The sequence below is a fragment of the Schleiferilactobacillus harbinensis genome (genome assembly GCF_008694105.1).
Classification (GTDB): domain Bacteria; phylum Bacillota; class Bacilli; order Lactobacillales; family Lactobacillaceae; genus Schleiferilactobacillus; species Schleiferilactobacillus harbinensis.
Genome location: NZ_CP041364.1, coordinates 103,085 through 118,520, shown reverse-complemented (window position 1 = coordinate 118,520; position 15,436 = coordinate 103,085). Strand labels below are relative to the sequence as shown.

Annotated in this window: 18 protein-coding genes; 1 reads left to right on the top strand and 17 read right to left on the bottom strand. The window is 53.4% G+C overall.

Annotated features, from left to right (window positions below):
- Positions 1 to 27: 27 nt before the first annotated feature.
- Positions 28 to 1,923 carry a DHA2 family efflux MFS transporter permease subunit gene (locus FMM01_RS00635; protein WP_150391398.1) on the bottom strand — a complete coding sequence of 632 codons (1,896 nt, stop codon included), beginning with the start codon at positions 1,921 to 1,923 and terminating at the stop codon, positions 28 to 30.
- A 149-nt stretch (positions 1,924 to 2,072) separates the two neighbouring features.
- Between FMM01_RS00635 and FMM01_RS00630 the strand changes: the two genes are divergently transcribed.
- Positions 2,073 to 2,651 carry a TetR/AcrR family transcriptional regulator gene (locus FMM01_RS00630; protein WP_150391397.1) on the top strand — a complete coding sequence of 193 codons (579 nt, stop codon included), beginning with the start codon at positions 2,073 to 2,075 and terminating at the stop codon, positions 2,649 to 2,651.
- On the opposite strand, the gene FMM01_RS00625 is transcribed toward FMM01_RS00630, so the two are convergent.
- From FMM01_RS00625 to rpsM, 16 genes are all read right to left on the bottom strand, one after another.
- Positions 2,652 to 3,296 carry a TetR/AcrR family transcriptional regulator gene (locus FMM01_RS00625; RefSeq protein ID WP_150391396.1) on the bottom strand — a complete coding sequence of 215 codons (645 nt, stop codon included), beginning with the start codon at positions 3,294 to 3,296 and terminating at the stop codon, positions 2,652 to 2,654. It lies immediately after the preceding gene.
- 14 nt (positions 3,297 to 3,310) lie between these two features.
- Positions 3,311 to 4,459: an ABC transporter permease gene (locus FMM01_RS00620; protein WP_150391395.1), complete on the bottom strand. Its 1,149-nt coding sequence runs from the start codon at positions 4,457 to 4,459 to the stop codon at positions 3,311 to 3,313.
- Positions 4,437 to 5,177, bottom strand: coding sequence for an ABC transporter ATP-binding protein (locus tag FMM01_RS00615; RefSeq protein ID WP_150391394.1), 741 nt, complete (start codon positions 5,175 to 5,177; stop codon positions 4,437 to 4,439). The genes FMM01_RS00620 and FMM01_RS00615 overlap by 23 nt, the downstream gene beginning before the upstream one ends.
- Positions 5,178 to 5,297: 120 nt before the next feature.
- Positions 5,298 to 6,155: an alpha/beta hydrolase gene (locus tag FMM01_RS00610; RefSeq protein WP_150391393.1), complete on the bottom strand. Its 858-nt coding sequence runs from the start codon at positions 6,153 to 6,155 to the stop codon at positions 5,298 to 5,300.
- Between the two features lie 93 nt (positions 6,156 to 6,248).
- Complete coding sequence (locus FMM01_RS00605) at positions 6,249 to 7,034, bottom strand: glucose-1-dehydrogenase (protein WP_150391392.1); 786 nt, start codon at positions 7,032 to 7,034, stop codon at positions 6,249 to 6,251.
- A gap of 149 nt (positions 7,035 to 7,183) precedes the next feature.
- A complete protein-coding gene (locus FMM01_RS00600) occupies positions 7,184 to 7,405 on the bottom strand; it encodes a DUF3923 family protein (RefSeq protein ID WP_150391391.1) in 222 nt (73 codons plus the stop codon).
- Between the two features lie 6 nt (positions 7,406 to 7,411).
- Positions 7,412 to 7,972 (bottom strand): helix-turn-helix domain-containing protein, encoded by a 561-nt coding sequence (locus FMM01_RS00595; protein ID WP_150391390.1) that lies wholly within the window; start codon positions 7,970 to 7,972, stop codon positions 7,412 to 7,414.
- Positions 7,973 to 8,143: 171 nt separating this feature from the next.
- Positions 8,144 to 9,349: an RNA-guided endonuclease InsQ/TnpB family protein gene (locus tag FMM01_RS00590; protein ID WP_190973417.1), complete on the bottom strand. Its 1,206-nt coding sequence runs from the start codon at positions 9,347 to 9,349 to the stop codon at positions 8,144 to 8,146.
- A gap of 339 nt (positions 9,350 to 9,688) precedes the next feature.
- Positions 9,689 to 10,474: a tRNA pseudouridine(38-40) synthase TruA gene (gene truA, locus FMM01_RS00585; protein ID WP_150391388.1), complete on the bottom strand. Its 786-nt coding sequence runs from the start codon at positions 10,472 to 10,474 to the stop codon at positions 9,689 to 9,691.
- 25 nt (positions 10,475 to 10,499) lie between these two features.
- A complete protein-coding gene (locus tag FMM01_RS00580) occupies positions 10,500 to 11,294 on the bottom strand; it encodes an energy-coupling factor transporter transmembrane component T family protein (protein ID WP_150391387.1) in 795 nt (264 codons plus the stop codon).
- Positions 11,287 to 12,162, bottom strand: a complete 876-nt coding sequence (locus FMM01_RS00575) for an energy-coupling factor ABC transporter ATP-binding protein (RefSeq protein ID WP_150391386.1) — start codon at positions 12,160 to 12,162, stop codon at positions 11,287 to 11,289. The genes FMM01_RS00580 and FMM01_RS00575 overlap by 8 nt, the downstream gene beginning before the upstream one ends.
- Entirely contained in the window at positions 12,138 to 12,986 is an 849-nt protein-coding gene (locus tag FMM01_RS00570) for an energy-coupling factor transporter ATPase (RefSeq protein ID WP_146994978.1), read from the bottom strand. The genes FMM01_RS00575 and FMM01_RS00570 overlap by 25 nt, the downstream gene beginning before the upstream one ends.
- Positions 12,987 to 13,216: 230 nt before the next feature.
- A complete protein-coding gene (rplQ, locus tag FMM01_RS00565; RefSeq protein ID WP_027829071.1) occupies positions 13,217 to 13,597 on the bottom strand; it encodes a 50S ribosomal protein L17 in 381 nt (126 codons plus the stop codon).
- 25 nt (positions 13,598 to 13,622) lie between these two features.
- Positions 13,623 to 14,561, bottom strand: coding sequence for a DNA-directed RNA polymerase subunit alpha (locus FMM01_RS00560; RefSeq protein WP_027829070.1), 939 nt, complete (start codon positions 14,559 to 14,561; stop codon positions 13,623 to 13,625).
- Between the two features lie 82 nt (positions 14,562 to 14,643).
- Positions 14,644 to 15,033, bottom strand: a complete 390-nt coding sequence (gene rpsK, locus FMM01_RS00555; protein ID WP_027829069.1) for a 30S ribosomal protein S11 — start codon at positions 15,031 to 15,033, stop codon at positions 14,644 to 14,646.
- A 16-nt stretch (positions 15,034 to 15,049) separates the two neighbouring features.
- A complete protein-coding gene (rpsM, locus tag FMM01_RS00550; protein WP_027829068.1) occupies positions 15,050 to 15,415 on the bottom strand; it encodes a 30S ribosomal protein S13 in 366 nt (121 codons plus the stop codon).
- Positions 15,416 to 15,436: the final 21 nt, after the last annotated feature.

The window sequence follows — 15,436 nt, the reverse complement described above, 5'->3', positions numbered from 1 at the left end:
GCATCATCCGTCAAGGCAGACCTGCGACTAGGATTGCGGTGCGGATTTGCGGTCCGTCCACCACGCAACGGGCAAGCAAACCAGCGTCACCAATGCGGCGACCAGATACACCTGGGCAAAGGCGGCCGTGATCTTTTGATTCTTCGTGTGTTGAATCTTACTGAAGGCGCTTTGCACCGCCATGCCTTGCGCCAGTTGGGCAATGCCGGTCGAAACCTGCTGCTGACCAGACGCCAGCTGCAATTCACCGTTCGTCAGTTGGCCCGCGGCCTGTGCGAGCTTCGCTGTTCCGGTTGCGGCCTGGCCGCTGGCTTGAGCCAGCTCAGTTAAGGCGGCCGCCGTCGGAATCGCCTTGGCCGCCGCGGTCAGCCCGACCGTAATGTGCTGCTGACCCTCACTCAACTGTTCTAAACCGCTCTTCAATGGGCTGACTCCGGCACTTATTTTTTCTGTGCCAGTGGCCAATTGCTGACTCGCGGTATAGAGCTTGCCCAGTGTCGTGCCCCTTGCCGGCGCAATGGGGTCGTGGCCTTTGATGATGGCTGTGACTTGCTTGGTGGTGATCGTTGCGGAATGCTGCACTGCCTGCATCAGCGCTGTCTTGGTCGATTGGGCCAAGTGCTGCTTTTGAATCTCAGTGACCGCACTCGTCCGAATATCATGCCGGGCAGTCGTCAGGTTGCTGCTTAAGCAGGTCATCAGTATCGCAATACCCAGGCAGGTCCCAATCTGCCGGGCGGCATTGACCACACCGGAAGCAATGCCATTTTTTTCAATTGGAATATGCTTCACCGCGGAGACCACCGACTGGGCTGAGAAACCGAACCCCAACCCGAAGACAATCAGGAAGACGACGATGATTGCTGGCGCAGTCGCGAGCTTGATCAATCCGAACGCCCCTAAGCCAAAGACCATCAGCGCCATCCCCATCAGGTTCACCCAACGGGCATCCAACCCGTCGGCAATTTTCGTCCCCAGCGGCATTGAGATAATGATCGTCAATGAAACAGTCATAATAATCAGCGCCGCGTGCAGCGGTGAATAGGTCTTCACGTCCTGTAAGAAATAATTGAGGATCAGCGTTGGGGCAACCAAACTGAAGCCGACAATGAAGAAAACAATCGTGGAGCTGGTGAAAGTTTTCTCCCGGAACAGTGATAGATCCAGCATCGGGTACTGGCTGAACTTTTCAACCAGCAGAAAGGCGATCAGAAAGACAGCAGCGACAATCAAATTGCCCCAAATCCAAATCGAGGACCAGCCAAAGTCATGACTCTTTAGTAGTGCGAAGACTAATGCAAATAGTGCAATCGTAAAGAGTACGATACCAAAAACATCCACATGCTTGCTGCTGGTTTCATCATACGTTTCGCGAATGCAGAAAGTCACCAAAACCAGAGCGATTAAAGCAAACGGGAGGTTGATTCCAAAAATCCAGCGCCAAGAGGCGACCCGTAACAGAATACCCCCCAAGGGCGGGCCAGCGGCGGCAGCCGCAGCGGATACGGCCGCTCCCACACTGGCGACAAAGGGCAATTTGTCTTTTCCAAAAATGGCGATCCCCATGGGCAGCACGATCGGCGTAATGATGGCACCGCCGATACCCTGGAAGAAACGGAAGACCACCAACGCCCAAATCGACTGAGCAAACGCGGACGCTAGAGAGAAGCCGCCAAAGATGACTAACCCAATCAGCATCAGTTTCTTCCGGCCGAACTGATCAGCAATTTTCGCGCTGGTAATTAGAAATACAGATAACGATAACAGGTAGCTGGTGGCTACCCAACTGACGGTCGTGGCGCTCACGTTGAACGCGGTTTGCAATTTGGGCAGCGCAATGTTGACCACGGTGCTATCCAAGATTCCCATGAACATGGCGATGACCAAACCGGTGAAGGCCAATCCTTTAACTGTCTTAGACATTGTTTCCTCCTCCAGTCACACATGAGACAACGTGTCGCATATGTGACATCTCATTTCTTCCCGAGTATACTGTGGAGGAAGCCTCGCAGCAATGGGTTCGCTGCAAGTGCTACAAATTGGCAGTCAGTGTGACAGAAAGGACGATCGGCATGAGCGGTAAACAACAGATTGCGGAACAATCCAAGGAATGGCTATGGGCCGCCCTCTTGCGGTTGATGGCGAAGGAAAACTTTGCCGATATTTCGATTACGGAAATTGCCCAGGAGGCAGACTTGTCTCGCCGCACCTTCTACCGGGCATTTAAAAGCAAAGACGACTTAGTGGATTATTTTACGGGTCAACTGACCAGCGGCTACTTCGATGCGCTGCTGGTCACCGTCAAAGACGACCAGCCAATCACCATTGACGACACCCTGAATGTCTTTTTCCATTATTTCTGGCAGCAAAGAGACCTTGTTCGCTTGTTGATCAAACAAGGCCTCTTCGACCGGGCCAACGCGCGATGGCTGCAACAAGCGACGACCCACTATGATTTGTTCCCGGCCCCTTGGCATCCGCAAAACAGTGATACCAACGTACTGTTCATTGTTGGCTACATGATTGGCGGCTTCGCCGGGATTTTGAAGATCTGGCTGGGTCAAGACGACCCCGAACCGCCAGCCCAGATTCAGCCGCAGATGATTGCTGCCTTGAAACAATTTGCGGCAGGCATTATGACTGCTCAGTAATTAGGGGTGCAAGCCTTTCATCAGAAACGCGACAATCTCTTGCGTGGCCTGCTCCGCATCCATCGACGCGGTACCGGTAATCACACTAGGGAGCACATACGCCAGGACCGTACTGATGATGTACCGGCCGATGCGGACGGCGTCCCACCGGACCAGCTCGCCCGTGTCCTGAAACTGTTTGAACAGCGGCGCTAAGCCTTGTGTGAACAAGCGGCTCGCCCGGGCGGCGAGCATGCTGAACATCTTCGGGTCACTGACAATTTCCTGGACGAAGATTTTTAATTCCCGCCGATTGGTCAGGCCAAACATGATCCGATCGTGCACGGCAAAGGTCAGCAAACTGCGGAAATCCGGAAATGCGGTACCGGCTATTTCTTGGAAAAATTCACCCGCCGCCGTGGGCAGGACTTGATCGACAAAGGGCGCGATGATCGCTTCAAAAATCTTCCGCTTGGTCTTGAACTTTTTATACACCGTCCCCTCTGACACGCCCGCCAGCCGTGCAATATCGGCCGTTGAGGTGCGATCATACCCTTTGTCTGCGAACAGCGTCAGGCTAGCCCGGAGGACCGCCTTTTGCTTCTCGGATAAATCGGCTTCCTGCAAGCTGGCCGCAAAGAGGGATTCCACATTATTTAACGGCATTTCGCTCCGCCTTTCTAAACATTCCGATACTTGCGCATGGTCACCAGATTGAGCATCAAGAAGCCGGCGACGAATACCAGCAAGATTAACAGGCTCGGGGCGATACTGGCCAGCGACGCACCTTTTTCCACCACATTGCTCATGCTGGTGGCCCCGTAATACAACGGCATGATGTGGGCAATGGCTTGCAGCCAATTGGGCATGGTACTCACCGGAATGATGCCGGAGAAGAAAATTTGGGGAATGACAACGATGGGAATGAACTGCATCATCTGGAACTCAGACGAGGCAAAGGTCGAAATGAACAAGCCCATGGTCAACGCCACCGCCGCCAGCAAGATATTGATCAGCAGCACGTTCCAAATACTGCCGATGATCTGCACTTTGAAGACGAAGATCGTGTATAGCAAGACCAGCAAGGTTTGGACTAAAGCAAAGGCGCCATATCCCGCCAGATAGCCGCTGATAATTTCACCCCGCTTCACTGGTGTGGCTAACAACCGATAGAGGGTACCGGTGGTGCGTTCTTTGAGAAGCGCGATACCGGAGATCAGAAAGACGAAGAAAAACACGACGAAGCCCATCATGATCGGCAACAGAGTGTCAAAGTACGTGGAATCGCTGCTGCCGTATAGGTAGTGGGTCTTGACCGTGTAATTTTTACTCTGGCTCGGCTGCGCCGGTGTTTGAGCGGCCACCGCCGGATTACGGGTCGCTGCTGCCAGGGCTTGCTGCAATTTCTTGATGGCAGCCGCTTCCCGCTTGATGGCTGAGGCCGCCGCCTTAGTTTTCAGCCTAATTTGGGCAGCCTGTAGGCTTTGCTTGAGAACGGCACTCTTAGTTTGGTCGCTATTCGCCAAGGTGAGGGTGAGCTTATCGCCTTTTTGGATCAGCATCCCGGCATAATCATGCTTCCGAATTACTTTGTCTGCAGATTGCTTGGACGTATCGTGCTTAATGGTCACGTGGTCGGTGTCCACCGCTGAGACCAGAGTACTATCAACCCCGCGGACCGCCAGCGTGGCGGTTGTGGTGCCGTTGGATTGAAACAGAAAATAAATCAGCGTCAAGATAAACAGCGGTGCGATGAACATCAAGGCAATCGTCCGTTTATCCCGCAGCATTTCCCGTAAAACCCGTTTAATCATTCCGGCGATGCGCATCTTGATCCCTCCCCGCTTGTAAGAATACTTCTTCAATCGTGGCCACGTCGTACTGCTTAGTCAGTTCGGCCGGTGTCCCCTGGGCAATGGCCTCGCCGTTGCGGATCATCATCACATGATCGGCTTCCTCCGCGTCTTCCATCACGTGGGTCGTCAGCAGAATGGTCTTACCCGCGCCAGCGATCTTATGCAGTTCCTGCCAGATCTGCTGGCGCAATTCCGGATCAATGCCCACGGTCGGTTCATCAAGGATCAAGAGCGGCGGGTCAGAAATCAACGCAATCGCCAGCGAGAGGCGGCGCTTCATCCCGCCGGAATAATCCTTGACGTATTTGTCGAGATCATCATTCAAATTGACCACCCCGGCAGCATGGGGAATGCGTTCGGCCATCTGGGCTTTGGTCACACCCTGCATCGTGCCGAAGAAATCCAGATTCTCCCGGCCCGTGAGAACATCGTATAACGCGTCGGTTTGCGCCATGTAGCCAATTTGAGCCAGGATCTGCCGGTTGGGCATGGCGGTATCCAGCACCATCACGCTGCCCTGTTTCGGTTTCAACATCCCCATAATCGTACTGATCAAGGTCGTCTTCCCGGCGCCGCTGGGACCGATCAGGGCGAGAATCTCTCCGCTGGCCACGGTGAGGTTGATATCCCGCAATACAATGGTTTTGCCATACCCCTGTTGCAGGTCATGGACTTGAATGGTTTCGGTCATTTGGTGCACCTTCGATTTCTTTTTCTTGGTAAGTGAGTGCTCACTTACTATACAACGAAATCAGCAAGATGCAACCTTGTGGATTAAAAAAGTCGAGATTTCTCTCGACCGTATTCTTTCCTATTGCCACAAGAACTTGATCAGTAACCGATCGACCTCTGGATTCTCGTGCAGTTTGCTGTGCTGGGCATCTGGACCAACAATTTTCTTTTCCTGATACGACTTTGCCCGGTCAGCGATCAGATAGCGCAGCGACTGGGAAGACGCATTGCTCACGTCGCCGTCTGAATGGGTACCATCGTTTTTGTCGCCATAAATATTCAGCACATCCACTTGGTCGCGCGGATACTTTGTCCGCAAGCCCAAGAGCTCTTTGTAGTCAGCATCCATCACGGTCGGCTGACCGGTTTTGCGCAGCTTCATCCGATTCGGGGCATCGTTCAGGCCAAGAATTCCGTTGAAATGGCCGGCAATATCCACTTGTTTCTGCAATTGCGGCAGCCGCGTGTTGCCGGCATTGTCCAGCAGGTAAAAAGCAATCGCCATATTCCCCATCGAATGACCAACCACGTTGAATTTCGTAATCCGATACTTGGCTTGCAGTGTCGTCAACACGTTGCGCAGCCAGCGGCCATCCGTATGGTACTGCGTATTCTTGTTATCCGCATACCCGACTTCAACGATTGGATTCTTCGCTTTGGCGGGAATTGTCCCGCTGAGGGTGACTCGTCCCTGCCGGTCTACATCGGCCCGGATAATGGTATCCGTCACGCCAGCCTGTTTGGCCGCATTGGTCATGTGTTCTTCCGCGTGATAGCTGCTGCCCCACCCATGGAGAAACAGCGTCGGTGTTGTGGTTTGAACATAGCGTTGGGACTCAGCAGCAGTGCGCTGCCGCACCAGCCAGCTGCCTGCCACCGCTGCCGCAATGATGACCACACTCAGACTGGCAATCAGTATCTTAGTCCGTTTCTGCATATTATCTTCCCCTTCATCGTTAGGGTAACGGGCGTGGCTGACGATGTCTAATACTCATGCGGAATAGATTACTATTCTAAAACTGAATAACAGTTAGCCCTGCCCATCCTTAAAGGCTGGATACAAAGTCATCCCGCCATCAATAAACAGCGTGATCCCGGTCACGTAACTGGATTCGGCCGATGCCAGCCAAGCAGCGCCGGCCGCCACTTCCTCCGGCTTGCCGATGCGGTTCATGGGGACCATCGCCACGGTCTGATCATATTGGGCTTTGTCCGCAAACTTCTCTGCATTGATCGGCGTATTGATCGCGCCCGGGCCGATACCGTTAACCCGAATACCATTTTTGGCGTATTCCATCGCAATCGTCTGGGTGAACAGCTTCACGCCACCCTTAGCGGCGGCATAGCTGGCGAAGGTCGGCCACGGGATCTGCTCGTGGACCGATGACATATTGATAATATTGCCAGGCTGGTGGTGCGCCATGAAATAGTTCAACGCTGCCTTAGCACCCAAAAACACGCCGGTTTCGTTGATCGTAATCACTTTGTTCCAATCCGCCAACGACAACTCATGGGTGGGGGACTTAATTTCCATTCCCGCGTTATTCACCCACACATCGAGCCGGCCAAACTGCTGCACGGCGGCATCCAGCAGTCCCTGGACCCCGGCCTCGCTGCTGACATCGCCATGGACACTGACGGCTTGGCCGCCCTGGGCCTCAATCGCCTGGACTGCCTCAGCCGCTTGTTGCGCATCACTGTTGTAATTCACCACGACGCGCATCTGTTCCTTACCGAAGCGTTCGGCAACAGCCCGGCCAATCCCTTTAGAACCGCCGGTAACGACAGCGACTTTATTTTTCAAATCCTTATACATGTGGCTTCACCCCTTTACTTTAGGATACCACGTACACCTCTCAGGACTACGAGAAATCAACGGCGGCTTTGAACCACTGCGCTCGCAAACAAAGAAGCAGATTGCTCAGACCCATCAATCGGTCCCCGCAATCTGCTTCGCTTTACAACTCAATTTCTTTTCCAGCTCGCCCGCATCACGGCCCAAACGATCAGCTCCACGATGACGATCAATAACAGAAAAGCGCCTAATACAGCCAATGCCGCTAAGCGCGACCCCGGTGTTTCGACATGCCCCGCCCCGTCCACTTGCCGCAGCAGGATCAGCACCGCGCCGCTGATAAAAGCGGCCGCAAAAAAGAGATTGACGATCCACCATACTTTGTGTTGCATACCCATCTATCCTCTCACCTGTTGGTTTCGCTGCCGGCGGTACCAGGTCCCGCCAGCGGTCGCTACTGGAATGATCAGCACGACAGCGGTCAATAAATAAACCAGCTGCAGGCCAAAGTCCATGGCAAAGAGATTATTCCAAGCCGCACTCACCAACAAGATACTGAGAATCAGCGCGCCGCCGCGCAAAACCAGCACCGGAAAGTGCTGACGCCACCAGCCGACCAGTAAAACAGCGAGCCCAAGCAAGAATACATCGGACAAAAGCAGCATCGCCGGCCAGGCTGGCAAGGCCAGGCGACCGACAGCCATGATCGCCAGCGCCGGCCCCAGCATGGTCACCGGCCGGGTCACCGATCGAGCGGCAGTACCCAGCAAATCATCCACCGAGGTCTGGTATATGGCGGCCAGACGCTGGATCATGAACAGGTCCGGCAGATTCCGCCCGGTCTCCCAACTGGAAACCGTTTTGCGAGAAACAAAGAGCTGGTCAGCAACTTGCTGCTGAGTCAAACACCGTGCCTTGCGCCGCTGCTGCAGCCGCTGGTTGAATGCTGTATGCGTCATGGAATGATCCTGCTTTCTAAAACGTACTCAAATGTATACACATCTGATCTATGGTGGCACTTTAAATTTAGACCATTAAGAGTACAGTGTGTTTAGTCAATTTCGTAATTGCCGGCACCCCCGTCTGATTGGAATCAGACGAGTATGGAGAATAACAGTGCCGACTAGAAATCATCTCTGAACGGTTTCCCATTCCGGCGTAAGCCCCGCCGCATACTGAATTAAATTTTGCACAGCATTATCGTCTCGGTCAATAACAAGACCGCACTCGTAGCAACGGTACACGTCATGCTGGTGGTAAATGCTGTCGCCTTGCAGTGTCATCTTGCCGCCATAGCTTTCCTTGGTTTTGATGCAGCCGCAGTTTGAACAGCGCTGAGTCGACGGAAAGAAACGATTGGCAATTACCAAATTGCGATGATGCCAAGCCGCCTTGTACTCAATTGCCGTACGCAAGCGGCGAAAGAGCCCGCGCTGAAGACCTTTGGCCTTCTTCTCGTCCATCATCATCCGGTGGACATCCAGATCCTCTAAACAGGGAACAGGATAATTCTTTATAATCATGTGGCTGAATTTGTGAATCAGATCATCCTGCAACGCGTGCACCTGCTCGTAAGCGCGGTTCATCTTTGCTGTAATCCGCTGATAGGTCTTGGACCGGTAGTCGCCCGGATTTCTCCGCCGTTTCCGGTTCAGGCACTTTTGGTAATACTTGATCCGTTGATGCAACGCTGCCATGCGGGGCGTAAAGGTGTTGATATCCCCGCCGTTCCAGCGGACGTGGCCCACATTCACATCAACACCGACGATGTCCCAGGAGTCATAAAAAGCCGGGTGTGGGGTATCTTCAACCAATACGTTGACACTGGCGTAGAACTTCTTTCCGCGCTTGGTTATCGTCACGGTTTTGATCTCGCCAGTAAAACGTAAAGTCTCCGCCATTTTGATGGTGCCGAACCGATGGCTGGCCGCATGGGGCCGATCCAGGGTCAGATACTTGCCAGTAATCACCGCCCGATCCGTCGTAAAGCTTTGCTTAGGATCCCACTTATGATGGAATTTGGGCTTGTTGGCGTCCGGCATAGCTGGATTAAAGAAATTCTGCCAAGCTTGATGCAGCCGGTGGACCGCGGTTTGGAGCACCCGCGCGGAAAATTGATGCTGCCAGTCGGTTTTATTCTTCACCAGCTCGTCGCGGACTTTGTACTCGCTGGGGCGCAGTTTCTTGTTCGCCATGGCTAATGATGCGTCATACATGTCATTCCATGCGGCCAAACCTTTGTTCCAGCAAAAACGGTTGTAGTCCATCAGCTCAATGATGACCGTGGCCATCTCGGCGTTGGGATAGATCCGGATCTTGTGTGTTTTGATTGGCATTCGATTCACCTCCTCATAATTCAAGGATACCGAATCGAATGTACGTTTGTCTTCTTCCGTGCTCAGCTGCTTCGAATCAAGATTCATCCAGAGAAGCTGTATTACGTGATAAAAAACGCCCAGGATCTTGATGGCCCTTGATTATCGATGCTTACATTTGATCCTTTAATCAGCAATCATTCCGATACTGCCTTCACCGTATCTGCTGCAGGTCATTTTGCCAAGCTGCGTTCTCTAGCATTAGCGATCTGTCCTTCTTTACTTTCAGATTACCTGTTTCCCACACGGCAAGCAATCAAAAAACGGCTTGATCCAGAAAGGACCAAGCCGCTGCATGAACTACTCTTGCCGCTCAGCCACCGCTTGGGCTAAAGCCGCCTCGTCATAATACACTTCTTGCAGATATAACCCGCTGGCCGGTGCGGTGATCCGGGCCTCTTGCCGATCCTTCACCGCATATAACCTGGGAAATTCTGTCACCGGCCGCCGATTATTGCCGATTTCCAGCAACACGCCGACGAGAATGCGCACCATGTTGTACAGAAAACCGTTACCGATAAATTCAAAATAGAGTTCATCATCATCAGGATGGTCCGTCATTGTCGCAGTGTAAATCGTCCGCACCTTGTTTTTGATCACGCCGCCGGAAGCGGCAAAACTGGTGTAGTCGTGGGTTCCGACAACATCTGCCAACGCCGTGCGAATCCGGTCTAACGCCAGCACATAGGGATAATGGCCGGTATAAAAGCGTTTAAACGGATCGGTGAACCGCGTACGCGACACCCGGTAGCCGTACCGCTTCCCCACAGTGGAGAACTGGGCATGGAACGTGTCCGGAACGATCGCCACGTCTTTGATCACAATATCCAGGGGCATGATCGAGTTCAGTCCCAGCAGCATGTTCCGCGGCGGAATATTTCCCGGGAAATCAAAATGCACGACTTGTCCCTGAGCGTGCACCCCAGCATCGGTCCGGCCGGCGCCAAAGACCGTCACCGGGATGCCCTTCGTCATCTTACTCAGGCCCTGCTCGATCGTTCCCTGCACAGTCCGTAACTGGGGCTGACTTTGAAAGCCATGGAACTTGGTGCCATCATAGGCAAGAATCACACGGTAACGCGGCATGAATTGACTCCTTTCTCTCTATCCATTATGCCCGTACGAAGAGGATCACAACAGTGAGCGCAGCAAATGCAATAATACTTAAGGTGTCCCGCCGGTGCCACTGAATGATGCGGTAAGTGGTCCGAGGCGCATCGGTGCGATAACCCCGGGCCGTCATGGCATCGTCCAAATCCTCGGCATGGTGCATGGCGCTGACGAATAGCGGGATCAAAATGGGCACAATGGCCTTGATCTGCTGAAGCAAGCTGCCGCTGCCGAAATCGACGCCCCGAGCGCGCTGAGCGTTCATGATACGCACGGTCTCGTCCATCAACGTGGGGACGAAACGCAGCGCGATGGAGAGCATCAGAGCGATGATGTCCACCGGCACCCGAATCCACTTCAATGGCGTCATCAAGGACGACAGCGCGCTGGAGATATCCAGCGGTGATGTGGTCAGCGTCAGCAGCGTCGACATGCAGATAATAATCACCAACCGGAAGAAGATGAACCACGCGTTGACCACGCCGGCACTGGACAGTGCAAACGGCCCCCACTGCCAATAAATCTGACCGCCGCGGGTGAAGAAGACCTGAATCAGCACAGTGAATAGAATCAGAATAATGGCCGGTTGAATCCCGCGCCAAAAGTAGATGAGCTTCAAGCGGGTCAACAGAACCGCCCCCAGCGTGAATAACCCCAGGACCAAGTAGGACCAAATATTGTTCGCCATAAACACGATACAGATGAAGTAAAACGTGAGCACCATTTTGCCCCGCGGGTCCATCTGGTGGACCACCGAATGACCAGGCAGATACCGGCCAATCATCAACTTATTCATGGTCGGACTCCCTTCTCGGACGTAAAATTGCCAGCACTTCAGCGGCCAGCGCCTGTTCCGTGAGAGGAATATCGGGCAGCGGCAGGCCCTTAGCCCGCAGCTCCCGGGCAAACTGGGCTGCTCGCGGCAGACCCAAATGATGCTCTGCCAACCAAGCGGGATCAGAAAAGATCTCCGCCGGCGGCCCCTGCTTGATCAAGCGTCCATCAGCCATCACCAAAACGAACTCGGCGTAATTGGCCACATCTTCCATCTGGTGGGTGACCAGAACGATGCCGATGCCCTGCTCGCGGTGAAGTGTCTCAAATAGCGTCATCAATTCGGTCCGCCCCTTGGGATCCAACCCCGCCGTCGGTTCATCCAGAATGAGCAGCTCCGGCGTCATCGCCAATACCCCCGCAATCGCCACCCGACGCATTTGCCCGCCGGATAGATCAAAGGGCGAATTCTCGTAATATTCCGGGCCGATGCCCACTAAATCCAGTGCATGATGGGCCCGGGCCAGGGCTTCTTTTTCAGGAACACCAAAGTTTTTCGGACCGAAGGCGACATCTTTTTCCACCGTTTCTTCAAACAATTGGTTTTCGGCAAATTGAAAGACTAATCCCACCTTGGCCCGCAATGGCTTCAGATTCTTGTTGCTGGTCTTCGGGGTGATCTCCCGGTCACCAATCCGCACTGTGCCCGTTGTGGGCTTCAGGAGCGCGTTGAGGTGCTGCAGAAGCGTGGACTTGCCGCTGCCGGTCTGGCCGATGATTGCTGTGTAGGAGCCGTCTGGGATCGTCACACTGACGTCGCGCAGGCCATCCCCCGCGAAGGGGGTGCCGGCCTGATAGGTGTAGCTTACATGGTCGAGTACAATTTCCATAGCTGGTCTGCCATTTCCTCTTCGTTAAGATAGTCAGCGGGCAAGCCGGTAATCCCGCCCGCCGCCAGGTCTGACTTCAACTGCTCGGTGAACGGCACCGACAACCCCATATCGATCAAAGCAGGGCCTTCTGCAAAAATCTCCGGCGGCGTCCCGCTGGCCACGAGACGGCCGTTGTCGATCACAATCACATGGTCGGCCGCTGCCGCTTCTTCCAAGTCATGGGTCACTGACAGGATGGTCAGGTTTTCTTTCGCCTTCAAGTCGCGCATCGTCTGCAACACCGAGGCCCGCCCCTGGGGGTCCAGCATGCTGGTGGCCTCATCCAAAGCGATGATGGCCGGTGCCAAGGCTAAGATACCGGCAATGGCGACCCGCTGCTTCTGACCGCCGGACAAATGGGCGGGTTCCCGGTCTGCAAAGTCAGTCATCCCGACCTGAGCCAGGGCATTATCGACCCGAGTCAGCATCTCCGGCCGCGGTACCTGGGCATTCTCCAGCCCAAAAGCCACGTCATCGGCTACCGTTGCGCCGACAAACTGGTTCTCCGGGTTCTGAAAAACCACCCCCAGGCGTTGGCGAATCTGCCAGATGTTCTGTTCCGTGACGGCCAGACCAGCCACGGTCATTTGGCCGCCGTCAGCTGTCACTAAGCCATCCATCGCCTTGATCAGCGTTGATTTGCCGCTGCCGTTATGGCCGATAATGGCCGTCCAGGAATGGGCGGGGATGGTCAAACTGATGCTGTCCAGCGCCGGCTGCTCCTGTTCCGCATAACGCACGGTCAGGTGATCAATACTGATAATTGGCGGTTCCTCTGCCATGAGCACAACGCCCCCTTTTTGCTGCGTGATAAACACTTTCCATTATACAAGAAAAAACGCCCAGCTAAAGCCAGACGCCCTTCAATAAAACATATTAAGAAACGAATTCAATGGTGAGCACAGCGCCGATCAACTGATCAGCACCGGCCGAAGCTAGACTCGGAGTTGCCATTCCACCATCGTAACGCCCGTTTTTCGCCAAAGAAGACGTTCCCTAAGCGGTCTGCGAATTAAACTAATTCGATAATGACCATGGGAGCTGCATCGCCGCGACGCGGTGCAGTCTTGTAGATGCGAGTATAACCGCCTTGGCGTTCAGTGTACCGCGGGGCGATATCACTGAATAACTTTTGCAATACGGATTGAATAACGACACTGTCGTCTTCTTCCTTCACATCGGCAACAACGTCGCGTACATACGCGGCCGCTTGGCGCCGAGCAGACAGATCACCCTTCTTACCCAGTGTGATCATCTTTTCAGTGCTCTTGCGAATTTCTTTAGCACGGGTCTCAGTAGTGACGATCCGTTCGTTGATCAGCAGAGCAGTGGTCAGGTCCCGCAGCATCGCACGACGTGCAGAACTGTTCCGACCGAGCTTACGATAACTCATGTATGATTCCCTCCTTCGTTGTGTGTTAGTCGGCGCTCTTTAAGGACAAGCCTAAAGCAGCCAGCTTGGATTTAACTTCTTCCAATGACTTGCGGCCCAAGTTGCGGACCTTCATCATATCGGCCTCAGTTTTGTTGGTGAGCTCTTGAACTGTGTTGATACCGGCCCGTTTGAGACAATTGTAGGAGCGTACGGAGAGATCTAACTCTTCGATGGTCATCTCCATCATTTTCTCTTTGTGGTTTTCTTCCTTTTGGACCATGACTTCGGCGTTCTTTGCTTCGTCCGTCAAATTGACGAACCCAGCCAGATGCTCCGTCAAGATCTTAGCCGCCAGGGAGATCGCTTCACGGGGACCGATTGAACCGTTCGTCCATACCGCCAGCGTTAACTTATCGAAGTCGTTGCGTTTACCCACCCGGGTACTCTCGACTTGGTAGTTAACACGTTCGATCGGGGTAAAAATAGAATCCACCGGCAATACACCAATTGGCATATCTTCACTCTTGTTCTGATCAGCCGGTACATAGCCGCGACCGCTCTTGATGGTCATGCGCATATGGAAATGGCCGCCATCGGCAATCGTGCAAATGTACTGTTCCGGATTGAGGATCTCCACATCGTCATCGGTGATGATATTTGCGGCGGTAACAGTCGTCGGCCCCTCTGCATCAATCTCCACCGTTTTTTCAGTGTCGGTGTTCAGTTTCAAGGCAAGCTTCTTAATGTTCAAAATGATTTGAGTAACGTCTTCAAGAACCCCATCAATGGTGGAGAACTCGTGCAGTACGCCATCAATTTGAACACTCGACACAGCTGCGCCGGGAAGAGAGGACAAAAGGACGCGCCGTAACGAATTACCAAGGGTTGTGCCGTAACCACGTTCCAGAGGTTCGACAACAAACTCCCCATAATTCGTAGTTTCGTCGACCTTAGTAATATTCGGCTTTTCAAATTCGATCATATTAGTGATGAGTACCCCTTTCAAAACGTGTCTTCGATCAAATATAAGCGGCAATACAAACTGCGATCACGCAACTGGGGTCTTATACACGACGACGTTTTGGCGGACGGGAACCATTATGCGGTACCGGGGTCACATCACGAATCGCGGTAACTTCCAAACCAGTCGCTTGCAGCGAACGGATTGCAGCTTCACGACCGGAGCCAGGGCCTTTGACAGCCACTTCAACGCTCTTCATGCCGTGTTCCATGGATTCCTTGGCAGCAGACTCAGCAGCCATTTGTGCGGCGAACGGAGTCGACTTACGTGAACCCTTAAAGCCTAAAGCGCCAGCTGAGGACCAAGCAATCGCGTTGCCTTGCGGGTCCGTGATCATGATCAATGTGTTATTAAACGTGGAATGGATATGAGCCACGCCGGACTCAATATTCTTCCGCACACGGCGTTTGCGTGTGTTCTTACGAGTAGCCATTCGTTAACCTCCCTTTTTACTTTTTGCGCCCAGCGATAGAAGTCTTAGGACCTTTACGCGTACGAGCATTGTTCTTCGTGTTTTGGCCACGGACGGGCAGACCCCGACGGTGACGCATACCACGGTAAGAACCGATTTCTTGCAGCCGCTTGATGTTCATGGAAACACTCCGACGCAGATCACCTTCAACGGGGATCGTGTCAACGGCGGCACGAATCTTTTCTTCTTGATCGGGAGTCAGATCCCGGGTGCGGACGTCTGCAGAGACGCCAGCTTGGTCCAGAATCTTTTCTGCAGTGGTGTTGCCAATGCCAAAGATATAAGTCAAGGCAATGACGATCCGCTTATCACGGGGTAAATCGACACCTGCAATACGAGCCATTTAGTTCACCTCCAAATTAAT

Excerpts from the sequence above, each read along its gene's own strand:
- FMM01_RS00625 (WP_150391396.1), bottom strand. The coding sequence starts at position 3,296 with ATGCCGTTAAATAATGTGGAATCCCTCTTTGCGGCCAGCTTGCAGGAA.
- FMM01_RS00605 (WP_150391392.1), bottom strand. The coding sequence starts at position 7,034 with ATGTATAAGGATTTGAAAAATAAAGTCGCTGTCGTTACCGGCGGTTCT.
- FMM01_RS00590 (WP_190973417.1), bottom strand. The coding sequence starts at position 9,349 with ATGCCAATCAAAACACACAAGATCCGGATCTATCCCAACGCCGAGATG.
- FMM01_RS00560 (WP_027829070.1), bottom strand. The coding sequence starts at position 14,561 with ATGATCGAATTTGAAAAGCCGAATATTACTAAGGTCGACGAAACTACG.
- FMM01_RS00580 (WP_150391387.1), bottom strand. The coding sequence starts at position 11,294 with ATGAATAAGTTGATGATTGGCCGGTATCTGCCTGGTCATTCGGTGGTC.
- FMM01_RS00600 (WP_150391391.1), bottom strand. The coding sequence starts at position 7,405 with ATGCAACACAAAGTATGGTGGATCGTCAATCTCTTTTTTGCGGCCGCT.
- rplQ (WP_027829071.1), bottom strand. The coding sequence starts at position 13,597 with ATGAGTTATCGTAAGCTCGGTCGGAACAGTTCTGCACGTCGTGCGATG.
- truA (WP_150391388.1), bottom strand. The coding sequence starts at position 10,474 with ATGCCGCGTTACCGTGTGATTCTTGCCTATGATGGCACCAAGTTCCAT.
- FMM01_RS00595 (WP_150391390.1), bottom strand. The coding sequence starts at position 7,972 with ATGACGCATACAGCATTCAACCAGCGGCTGCAGCAGCGGCGCAAGGCA.
- FMM01_RS00570 (WP_146994978.1), bottom strand. The coding sequence starts at position 12,986 with ATGGCAGAGGAACCGCCAATTATCAGTATTGATCACCTGACCGTGCGT.
- rpsM (WP_027829068.1), bottom strand. The coding sequence starts at position 15,415 with ATGGCTCGTATTGCAGGTGTCGATTTACCCCGTGATAAGCGGATCGTC.
- FMM01_RS00635 (WP_150391398.1), bottom strand. The coding sequence starts at position 1,923 with ATGTCTAAGACAGTTAAAGGATTGGCCTTCACCGGTTTGGTCATCGCC.
- FMM01_RS00610 (WP_150391393.1), bottom strand. The coding sequence starts at position 6,155 with ATGCAGAAACGGACTAAGATACTGATTGCCAGTCTGAGTGTGGTCATC.
- FMM01_RS00575 (WP_150391386.1), bottom strand. The coding sequence starts at position 12,162 with ATGGAAATTGTACTCGACCATGTAAGCTACACCTATCAGGCCGGCACC.
- rpsK (WP_027829069.1), bottom strand. The coding sequence starts at position 15,033 with ATGGCTACTCGTAAGAACACACGCAAACGCCGTGTGCGGAAGAATATT.
- FMM01_RS00615 (WP_150391394.1), bottom strand. The coding sequence starts at position 5,177 with ATGACCGAAACCATTCAAGTCCATGACCTGCAACAGGGGTATGGCAAA.
- FMM01_RS00620 (WP_150391395.1), bottom strand. The coding sequence starts at position 4,459 with ATGCGCATCGCCGGAATGATTAAACGGGTTTTACGGGAAATGCTGCGG.
- FMM01_RS00630 (WP_150391397.1), top strand. The coding sequence starts at position 2,073 with ATGAGCGGTAAACAACAGATTGCGGAACAATCCAAGGAATGGCTATGG.